Here is a 10,500-nt window from a genome sequence, read left to right as displayed (position 1 = left end):
CGGCCCGACCTAATACAATTTTGTTATGGGAAGTTCTTGCTGTTACTAGTAGCTCTTTTCCTTGATTCAAAAGTTGCACTCTTATAGGTTCATCATAAGCATGCTCGTTACCATCCAGCCATTTCTTTCTCAGTTCAGGAGAATCTGGGTTAGGTAAAGCCAACGGCAGCTCACTCATAACCATGCTTTTTGTATCAAATTCATACGCCTTACCGAGTTTCGACATATAAGCTTTACTGCTGTCAGGCAGCCAGCCAGCCACCAAAGTTACAACCGCCGCCAAAGCGTTCAATTTGGCGGGTTTTAAGATCTGCAACGGCGCAACCTTTTAACGATGCGAATAACCCCATGTTAAAAAATAAGAAGCGGCCATTTGGTGAGCGCTGCGGGCGCAAGTTTTTGGTAAACCCAACTAGGCTGCCAACTTCTTCTGGGGTCAGCAAGGTTTGCAGGTTGCTGCCGTCTAAATTCATGGTGTATAAACCAGCTTGTTTGCGGTTTTCTGCACGATAAATCTGAGTAATGATTTGCGGCTTTTCTCCGGGGTTGTCCCACTGAGCCAACGGCGCGGTGCGTGGATCTGCAACTTCCAATATCCAATCTGTTTTCTCTGATGTCCAACCATCGAAGAGCCCCATATAAGAAACTACTGTATTTAGCGCTTTGTTATATTTTTCTTGCTCCGCTTGTGCAATCGCTCTTTCATCTAACCATTGCCTAACTTGTGGGCTATAAGCACTGCCTATCCCAACGCCAGCTATGGCTAATGCGGTCAAGCCAAATATGACTTTTTTATTCATAACTTACATTCCTAATTCTTGTTTCCACAGCGACATATATTGGCTGAGATTCTCTTCTGCATTCAGCTCTTGTTCGCTACGTTCTGGCTCGGGCTCTACCCTTTCCGCCATTTGAGTCGGAGTCGACCAATTCTGTATTTGCTCAAGAGTTAAGTCTTGAAAAACCAGTTCCGAGTGATGGGTATAACCTGGAGAGGTGATCTGTAAAGTGAATTTTCCTTTTTGGGGAAAACCACCGAGCTGCGCCGACGCAAAATGTGGGTTTTCTTGGTCATATTGAAGCGATTCACTCAGTACCCAATCACTTTCACTATCAGATATCACCGCATAATGAACGACAGGGGTATTAAAATCGATCAGCCCAGTTTCAACTGACAATTGAAAACCACTGTTTTTTCCATCCACATAAGCAATGACCGTATTACTCTGGTCGTAACTGCGTACTATGGCTTGTTGGTCACTCAGCCATGGCATGTCGTCTTCGGTAACTTTGTGGATGGTTGCGCTGTCTATATCGGAAGTATACTCTTTTGCACTGAATGACTGTGCGTCACTGTAACTGCTTAATTCATCTAATGGCGTGCTGGATTTATCTAGCAAAGCAGCATCCGATTCTAATGCTTCAATTTGAGCAAAGCGCTTTTGCTTTGGTGAGAGGATGACCTTGATCGGCTCAGGCTAGTCGTAAATTGAGTTTTTGATGTAATTGAACATTAATACCGTAACAATAGCTAAATCATTGAATCAATTGGGCCTAGAGTACTTTCCTTCTTTGTTTTTCTTCCATTCGACTATGGCTCTCATCAATCCAAAAGATCAGAGAGCAAAGGTTGATTAGGGCTGTATTACACTGGTCCCATATAACTGTTTTGTTTCGAGGTTTAAGCATTAATCTACGACGATCCTTGGAATTCGTTCAGATCGCAGCTTATTGATTTAATTCCATCGATTTAAGCAACAAAACTCCAATAAGCAACCAGTATAGTTGAAAGGGTGTTTATAAATCACACATCCAATCGAAGTAAAAACAGGATGTTTATTTACCCGTCCCTACTACTAAAAAGCGTAAAAACTGAGGAGCCTTCCCATTCAAACTTACAAACTCAAATCGTTTATAGCATTGTAAACTCAGTGACTTCTCCATCTTTGTAGATGAACTGAGTTTTTACACCGTTTTCAGTCCAAAGTAGTTCTTCACCATTAAGCTCACCTTGGGTAAAGTGGCTGGTTGACTGCGGTTTACCATTCTTGTACCAAGTTTGTTGCTTGCCTTGTTTCAAACCAGCTTGATACTCAGCAGTGCGCATTAATTGCCCATTTTTATACCAAATTGACTCTTTGCCCTGCTTAAGACCGTCTTTGTATGTCACGTCACTTTTCAGTTGACCATTCGGATACCAATAACGTTCCCGACCTTCAAGCTTCCCACTAACATATTTGGCTTGGACAGCAATGTTGCCATTTTCAAACCAGTGTTCATGTTTACCGTTATATTCACCGACAGTAAACGTAGTTCGCTGTTTCAGCTTGCCATTGCTGTAATACCAAGTTTGCGTACCTTGCTGTCGGTTATTTACGAACTCACCGCTGAATATCAGCGTACCATTACCGTCCCAACCCTGTGTTAACCCATGACGCTCACCTTGATTCATATTGATGAACCATTGCTTACGGCCATATGTGTCCCAGTATTTGGTTAATCCGTGTTTTTTACCATTGAGATACTGACCTTCCCATGCCATCTGATTAATCAGGTGTGTGTACCAGATAGCAGCGCGCCCATTCAACACACCATGCTCATAAGTATTCAACATTTTAGGGCGACCAGAATAAGTCCAAAACTTCTCTTCACCGTGCTTTTTACCGTCAACATAGGTGATTTCACTAAGCTTATTCAAAGATTGCTCAGGCTCATCTTTATCCATAAAGTACTGTAAGTCAGTGCCCGTGAAAGGTGTTGTATGACCTCGCTCATAAGCAAGCATTTCTTTTTCACCTTTAAATTCAAGAATAGCTGCATTAGCAACCAGCGGAATTAAACACAAGGCCAGCAATCCATGTTTAATAAAATGGCGTGCTTTATCGTACATACTTGTCTCTTCCAACATATAAACGCTTTTAATACTCTGTATTAGATCCATTATGATTACAGACTCCATGATTTTTCTGAATGCAACGTTCCGTCATCCAACCATTTTGTCTGCTTGCCAACGAGCTGACCTTTAACATAGTGAGCTTGCTCTTTCAGTTGACCATTGCTGTACCATTGCTTTGCTTCACCATTCAATACACTCCGATTACCCCACCTATTCTTTTCAATAACGTAACTTAGTTCACTCTTTAGTTGGCCATCCTTGTACCACGCCTTATGTGTACCAATTTCGCCATCACGAACGATAATACCTTGTGTTTTAATCTGCCCGTTACCGTACCAAGATGTTTTTGAATACCTCTCCGGATTCTTAGTCGCTTTTATCTCATGTTTTTGATTACCATTTTTATACCATTCAGCCATACCAATATAAGCTGATTTATAAGGTCCCTTTTTATTTATATCAAGGCGGTCTATCGTTTCAATACTGCCTGAGTCATACCAGGTATATTGCAAATCATCAAAGTGACCACCAAAGGTATACTTCTCACTAGAAAGTAAGTTCGTGTTTCGATGATATCGAAGCCACTTGCCGGTCAGCGTCGGTCTCATACTCAGTAATATACCCTGAGGATTATAACTTTGGATAAAACCATAGTTCTGCCCATCACGGGTACTGTATATCGAACGAATCTTACCTTTGTAATGTTCCCACTTAATCCCTTCGTATTTGCCGTCTTCTCTAAAATAAAAAGACCTCTCATTGTATCGCGCAACACCATCAATCATGTCGATATCATAATCGAGCACCATGCCGTCTTCCCTTCCGCGATTGAAATACTCTTCTCCTTTGAGGCGATGATCAGCAAAGTAGCTGCGACTTAACCCCGCTCTGGTACCGTCAACGTATTGTTCGTCGCTAGAAAGATATCGATTGCCTTGTTTATCAATATCCCATTGCTTTTTATCACCTTGGTATTTGTTATTTACATACTGCACCTCGCGATAAAGACGACCTTCACGCCAAAACTTCTGTTTGCCGTTATAAATACCATACTGATAGGTATTGAGCTCTTCGAGGTAATAGCTTGGCTGGCCTTGGTCATTCTTAACAGAACGATCTATTTTCCACTCTTGTTCAGTACCGTGTTTCTTACCATTAAGCCAATGGCTTTTTGATTCTAAGCGACCATCTTCAAACCAACTAAAGCTTGGTCCATGCTGCTTTCCATTTAAGTAATAAGCCTCAGCACGCTTAGTCCCATTATCATAAAAAGACTCTGCAACCCCGGTATAAGGGCTCTTATCTACCTTTAGTAGCGCCGTCACATCGTTTCGATTACGTATATTACGTTCAAACTCAAGGTCATTGAATGGAGTCGCCGATACCGACAATGAAAACAGTAAGCACTGACTCATTAGTGCTATTGTCATGCTTAATGACAAGGCTTTTTTATAAGGCGAGCCTAATAACAGCATTATCGTTTATCCTCTTCGTTACAAACTTCAGGGCTACGGTTACAGATGATGGGCTTCATATTCATATCAAAATCATATTTTTCGATCATGAGTTTGACCCAAGGATACACTTCCGCATCACGCTCTTTTGGCATGTATTGGTACACTTGAACTAACATGTTCAGCGCTGATGCGGATTCTTTCGCAACAAGTTTAAGATACTCAATCCCTCGCTCCCGATCTTTCTCAACTACCATGCCTTCTAAATACATGTAACCTAAGTTGTAATACGCACAGCTTTCCCCCTTAGCCTCGGCTTGTCGTAACAAAGCTAAGCCTTTCTCACCATTGGCACTGTCCTTGTGTTCAAGGCGAACATAGTCAACGCCCGCTGCGCACATTGCGCCTGGGTCACCTTGTTTTGCGCCCAACCGTCTTGCTTCACGCGCCAATTTCCAGCGCGCATCGCCCTCTTCATAAAGTTGATAGTGATCGCCTAATAGTGCACTTGCTTCACCGTCCCCCATCTCAGATGCCTTAATTAGTAACGCTTTCGCCTCATCGTAATAGCGTGTGTTGGTCAACGCTTTAGCTTTGGCAACCAACTGCTTTGACTTACTCAATGAAGTGATATCTAGTTCAGGCGCAGTTTCAGAGCAATGATTCATTACGCGGGTTAGCATTTCAGCGAGACCACTAACAGGGAAATCATCGTCAAAGTCGTTAGTCATCTGGCTGAGTTGACCTTTAGTATTGATCTCAACATGCACAGCACTGTTGCTTTTGAGTGCATCAATGAACGCCGCTTTAGGTTGAAAAAATTGTCTGTTAGCAGCAATAGTTGGTGCGTACTGGTCTGCATTTTCGCCATGCTCAACACGGTAGTAATGACGAGTTCCATCTCCAAAGGTGAACAAATAATCACTATTTTTAAGGTAGAAATCCATGTATGACTTGTTGATACCAAATTGCACTTTATGGCCATCACAAAAAGCATAGAAACCGTCTGCAACTTCCCAGTCGAATTCCGGGTCTCCGATATAGCTCGCGCCTTGAACTTGCACGTTACCATTATCATCTTCTTCAACCGTAGATGCGTAATAAATGCTCGCATCAGGTGTATAACCATGGGTGACAATGCCTTCAGTGTCACTGGATACACGTTTCTCTTTAATATCGGTATAAACAAACGGCTCATTTTGAGCATAGACATATGAACTTGCTGCAAAAGCAAGGCATGCAAGCTTGATTGATGTATTATTCATTTGAACTCTGTTTTAAAATCTTATTTACTGGAAGTAACTTTTAAGGAATGCTATCGATTCGTTTGTTACAACTAGCTATTATTGCTTCTCCAGTTAGTCCGACAAATTGCTCCATCAAAGTTGGATTTTGTTGCGGTGTAGCCGACAGCGGAGACAACTATAATCGTCAAACCCAAGCTGAGTAATATTTTCTTTTTCATTCTTAATCCATTCTTTAATTGGGTTGCCATGGCAAATACGCCCCCAACAGATTAAAAAATATGAGTATATTTCCCAGCTCTGACTTGTGGGACGCAGACAAAGAATGGTTGACAAAAATTTGAGGTTAATCAGTTAAAAGGACCTTATCATTTTGTCCCTTCAGTATTCTCAGACATCTAGAAATCATATAAATTAGACACATCGCTATAGCAGCCAATAGACTTAATTGGGTGTAAAGTAACACCTCAGTACTGCCCCAAGCCTCTCTTAATTCAGAATAATCACCAACAGCGGCGTTAATAACCACGCCAAGGGCAATAAAGAGGTATAACAACCACAATTGAACTTTATTTCTAGGGAGAGTCTTCCACGGACATCTTTCACTAGACTGAAACACTCTGATAGCCTCACTATCTGTCTTTGCATCAATCATTTCTTCTTCAACGAAAAAGCCTTCCGTTTTTAGCCTATTGATATCAGATGACGATGTTGCACTCATTAGGTCAATCGCCACCGCAATCTTATCCCGATGTAAAATAACGTAACTATTCATTAGTACTCCCATAAAAATGAGACACTTTACGTTATATCAGTTGACGATTCAGCTTTCAGTTTTACTAAAATATTAGCGAATAAGTCGCTTTCCGGACTTCCGTGATCTTGCTCGAATATTCTATATGGAAGACAAACGTCTGTGTCTGAGCCTAGGTAATAAAGCCTCACTGGAGCCAGAAAAGACTGCCTTCAGTAGGTGCTTGCAACACTCTACAGCTAACTACGGAAGCACAATAGTAACTTGAGATACAGATCCTTTGGTGACAAGCTATGTTGCTCCACTAAATCATAAGCCATCATTCGATAGCCCAACATACAAACTTATATTGAAGTCAATGCCTATTTCGCCAGTACGTAGAATATACCATTGCCACCCTATCCGTCTTTCACGCTCGACGACTGTTATACGGGGGCAAACGGTGATATACACTGAATCGATCACTTTTATTTTTGACTTTCATAAAGCTTCGGTAACGTAAAACGGTTTGCAGGGTAAATCCTTTAGAGCTATTGTAATCTAACGTAACGGCTCAGCTATCTATATTGCCATCAATTCGTTTCAGACACTAAAGTACCCAACCTTACCAGAGCTAGCGAAACTGAAGTTTTCGCCTTTAAATCAAAAATTTACGCCAAACCCAGTTTTTGTATGCCAATCAAATATTCGACCTTCATCCGTATTGTAGCTGTAGAATAAAGCGCCAAATAAGTAGATTTCATCATCGTAGGTTCTGGCCATTATTTAGCCTCCTTAAACCAGTTGCCATGATTTGCAGAGAGGTTATACACAATGGCGGGGTCTAACGTGCGGCTGTAACCCAACGGAGACCAACTCCACGCTTGTTTTGTCTGGTTGTTCTGTACTGACATCAGCATCGCGTTATAATTCGTCAAAGAAAAACGTTTATTTAGACCGATGGCATATTGCATTGCCCCATCACGCTCAATCTGTTTACCATTTGCTAAATCAACAATAAACACATTGTGATAGTTGCGATTAGCCGCCCAGACAATGTCCCCTTCTGGACTTATGGCTTTATAATCCGCTTTTGATTTATTCGTCGCTAAGTCCTTATCCCAAAAAACTGCTTTTGCTTTTTGATTTGTATTTGCATCGTAAATAAGCGCAGCAAAATCATTTACCTGATATCTTTTCCCGTCCTTTATGAAGCCAGTATCACTGATGTAAAGATCGGTCTTTTCCGCCTCACCTTTAGCAATATCCCACTTATAAACCACACGACCAACCTTACCAGTGCGGTAATAAACGTAGCTGCTATCTTCCGCCCATAAAAATCCGGAAGGGCCTTCAATATCATGTGGCAGCTTAATCAGCTTCTGGTTTTTGATATCAAAAAGGTAGTTAGTCAAACCAAAACCGACTGCAACGTAACGATTGTTTGGCGAGCGACTGGTTTTATCAACAGTTATGTCACCATCGCCAAGCCATGGCAAATCGGTCACCAAACGTAAATCGGTGCCATCAGTCTTCATACTCCAAATTTTGGTTCGTCCTTCGTATTCATTATACATAGGGTCTGGCTCATAGCCTGAGTCGTTTGATAAGTTGGCCCAAGTAAACTGAACGCGTGGCAAATCGTAAGAGCTCGCGTCATTTAAGTCTTCCCTTGGCCATTCTTTGGCGCGATGGATAAAGTAACGAGGAAAGTCACGTTGTTGGTATGTCGCAGAGTCAGATTTAAAGATCTCACTTGGCTCCATGGTGTAATAGTTGTGTTCACCAATGTAAGTGCGGCCGTCATCTTTACAACCCGCTATCGATAAAGCAGCAAGCAACAGTAATAGTATTTTCTTCATGGTTTAACCTAGCAATTCTGAAATGGGTACATTTTCTTCTACAACGACAAGACGTTGGCTACCGGTGGAGAGGCTCGAATGAACACCTCGAACAATATCGACGCTCTTGACCTCTTCCGGCGGGAATGCGAACCGAAGCGTCATATAACCATCGTCATCTTTCATTGCTGAACGAAAGTACGATTTGTGAATCAAATCCTGTTCTATGTTACGAAGCCCAAAGAAATCGTCCGGCTGATCTGTCAAAGGCTCGTAAAGGTAACGTATAGAAGGCAATGCGCCTCTTGGAGCCAACTTAAGCCCCGCGATATTGCTCTCTTTGTGTTCGTTGATGACTCCACTGCCGATGCCTGTCGATGCGGTACCGGAAACTGGAATAATATTCTCGCCCGCATTATTAAAGCTTTGGGATGAGGAGTATATTTGCAACTCTGAAAGAGACTTAGCAATTGAAGCAGGATCACTCTCTAGCTCAGACAGTTCCGTGTTTGTCAAAGCCAACTCGGAGTAATGGATATAACATTCTTGTGCTTTTCCCGCGACTTTATATGGCACCCAAATATGCGGTAGAGGAACGCCTTGCGCAATACGCAAACCATCTTTGCCAGCTTTATAAGGGCTTAGCACCGTTTTAACAGTGATAGGATCAATATCTAATTCTGGAAAAACAACATCTACTTCCTCATCTACAAAGCGGAATACCCTAGCACCTTGATCAAGGCTTAGATGTCCCGAATACACTTTCTGACCGGATTGATAAATCTCAAATGCTTCTTCGCCAATATAGTAGTCTGGTACAAGGTTGGCCCCATCAATGTTGACATGTCGTGTTTTCATCGAGGATTCAGGATCATTATTTCTGTAGTACTCTAAATCGACATCAGCAAAGTAGCCTTTTGGTGTAACTTCAACCTCTCGCCAAACTTTGTTATTCCAGATTACATAGAAATAACCTTCTGCAACCAACTCATGTCCATTTGGGCCCTCTAGCATAGGTAGTACAGGCACCAACACGTTATCCCACTCATCCATTTGAATTTCTTTATCAACGGGTTGCATATCTTCGGCGAGTTTAAGCAAAATTGGCTGAGGCTGATCAGTGCAAGGGATTTTGATATAGAGCGTTTTGCCCTCAGCTTCGAGATCTTTAAATGTCGCGAGGCTGCGGTGTTTGTTTTCTGTATCAGCCTTGCCTACAGTCACTTTTTCTTTTTGAGCTTCGGTTTTTCCCAACATCAAACATGCCGCGTTGCTAGACCACTGCCCTGCAACCTCGACAACAATTTTTTGGTCTGGGCTTGGCTCAGAAGGTACATGCGTGTAACTGCGAACTAGAGCAACATCGTCAGTAACCCGCTTTAAAAACTTTGCTTTCATTCGAAGCAGATACAGAGTCAACGAGTGATTTAAGTCTAGGGAAGCTTTGCAGCTGAGAGTCCGTCAATGGCGACCGACGAGCAACGGTAGATAATGACACCCAATTGCCTTTTCCCAATTCGATTCTTATAGCTGCTAGCAATGCGCTGGTCGTTTTTTTGGCAGAGATGGAAATCTTTTCGCCAATTCTTTAGGGAGGTTTCTAAGGATGTCATCTGAATTTCGCAAACGCGAAAGCTGTCCTATACACTCGTCCGGTGTAAGAACATAAGATAGCTCGTTGGAGGATAGCTTCGAGCTAGGTATAAATTTGCAAACTAAATGCATTTGAATTCTCCACAACCAACATCGTAAATATGGCTGCGGTGACAATTAAGCTGATAAGGCTTACAAGTACGATTTGGTCTGCGTATCCTACTTACTTAGCCATTTATTTTCAAAGAGATAGAAAAATCGCCCGAAATCAAAAACACCAAAAAAATGGTCATTTTTGCTATCAAAACATGCGATTTGACCACTATAAAAGCCAGTAACATCACCCACTCTGTCAAAATGGTAAAATCTTACTATCTAAAAAAATTTAATTTATGGACTGAAGTTAACAAAAATCGTAGTAACGTGCGCTTCAGGTAAGTACGAGGAAATTCAGAAGTTTATGAGGTGCCCTCCTCAGCAACAAACAACAAATTGACTGTTACTGAGGAAGTTTAAATAAAAAGGTGAGCGCATTACGCACTCACAAAAGTAACTGCTCTGAAGCTTGCTAGGATTAAATTTGCTTCATCGCGAGTTAAAGAGGTGAGGTATTACCCATCGACCTCATGCAGAACACTATACTCAAAGTATAGAAACGATCGTAAATATATAATATTTAAAAAGATTTTCAACACGACACATTCACCACAGCACCTGCCGAGCGACCATCACAATCACG

General features: G+C 41.8%; 6 protein-coding genes and 3 pseudogenes. All 9 read right to left on the bottom strand.

Annotation, left to right across the window (positions count from 1 at the left end; genetic code table 11):
• A pseudogene (locus IQR33_RS32215) lies at positions 1 to 226 on the bottom strand (hypothetical protein); the annotation flags it as partial.
• A 16-nt stretch (positions 227 to 242) separates the two neighbouring features.
• Complete coding sequence (locus IQR33_RS32210; RefSeq protein ID WP_228010133.1) at positions 243 to 800, bottom strand: hypothetical protein; 558 nt, start codon at positions 798 to 800, stop codon at positions 243 to 245.
• 3 nt (positions 801 to 803) lie between these two features.
• Positions 804 to 1,469: pseudogene (locus IQR33_RS03485) on the bottom strand (hypothetical protein); the annotation flags it as partial.
• 443 nt (positions 1,470 to 1,912) lie between these two features.
• Positions 1,913 to 2,890: a toxin-antitoxin system YwqK family antitoxin gene (locus IQR33_RS03480; RefSeq protein WP_228010132.1), complete on the bottom strand. Its 978-nt coding sequence runs from the start codon at positions 2,888 to 2,890 to the stop codon at positions 1,913 to 1,915.
• 56 nt (positions 2,891 to 2,946) lie between these two features.
• On the bottom strand, positions 2,947 to 4,371 hold the full coding sequence (locus IQR33_RS03475; RefSeq protein WP_053304432.1) for a toxin-antitoxin system YwqK family antitoxin: 1,425 nt from the start codon (positions 4,369 to 4,371) through the stop codon (positions 2,947 to 2,949).
• Positions 4,371 to 5,615 carry a tetratricopeptide repeat protein gene (locus IQR33_RS03470; RefSeq protein ID WP_017635775.1) on the bottom strand — a complete coding sequence of 415 codons (1,245 nt, stop codon included), beginning with the start codon at positions 5,613 to 5,615 and terminating at the stop codon, positions 4,371 to 4,373. The genes IQR33_RS03475 and IQR33_RS03470 overlap by 1 nt, the downstream gene beginning before the upstream one ends.
• 325 nt (positions 5,616 to 5,940) lie before the next feature.
• The gene (locus tag IQR33_RS03465; RefSeq protein ID WP_017635776.1) at positions 5,941 to 6,369 is read right to left on the bottom strand and encodes a hypothetical protein; all 429 of its coding nucleotides are present in this window, start codon (positions 6,367 to 6,369) and stop codon (positions 5,941 to 5,943) included.
• Between the two features lie 740 nt (positions 6,370 to 7,109).
• Positions 7,110 to 8,189: a hypothetical protein gene (locus IQR33_RS03460; RefSeq protein WP_193837935.1), complete on the bottom strand. Its 1,080-nt coding sequence runs from the start codon at positions 8,187 to 8,189 to the stop codon at positions 7,110 to 7,112.
• Positions 8,190 to 8,192: 3 nt separating this feature from the next.
• Positions 8,193 to 9,893 (bottom strand): annotated as a pseudogene (locus IQR33_RS03455) (hypothetical protein).
• Positions 9,894 to 10,500: the final 607 nt, after the last annotated feature.

Source organism: Vibrio sp. OPT46 (assembly GCF_015163535.1).
GTDB classification, from domain to species: Bacteria; Pseudomonadota; Gammaproteobacteria; order Enterobacterales; family Vibrionaceae; genus Vibrio; species Vibrio alginolyticus.
Note: the sequence above shows the minus strand (reverse complement) of the source record. Positions and strands in the feature narration are given on the sequence as shown.

Excerpts from the sequence above, each read along its gene's own strand:
- IQR33_RS03465 (WP_017635776.1), bottom strand. The coding sequence starts at position 6,369 with ATGAATAGTTACGTTATTTTACATCGGGATAAGATTGCGGTGGCGATT.
- IQR33_RS03475 (WP_053304432.1), bottom strand. The coding sequence starts at position 4,371 with ATGCTGTTATTAGGCTCGCCTTATAAAAAAGCCTTGTCATTAAGCATG.
- IQR33_RS03470 (WP_017635775.1), bottom strand. The coding sequence starts at position 5,615 with ATGAATAATACATCAATCAAGCTTGCATGCCTTGCTTTTGCAGCAAGT.
- IQR33_RS32210 (WP_228010133.1), bottom strand. The coding sequence starts at position 800 with ATGAATAAAAAAGTCATATTTGGCTTGACCGCATTAGCCATAGCTGGC.
- IQR33_RS03460 (WP_193837935.1), bottom strand. The coding sequence starts at position 8,189 with ATGAAGAAAATACTATTACTGTTGCTTGCTGCTTTATCGATAGCGGGT.
- IQR33_RS03480 (WP_228010132.1), bottom strand. The coding sequence starts at position 2,890 with ATGTACGATAAAGCACGCCATTTTATTAAACATGGATTGCTGGCCTTG.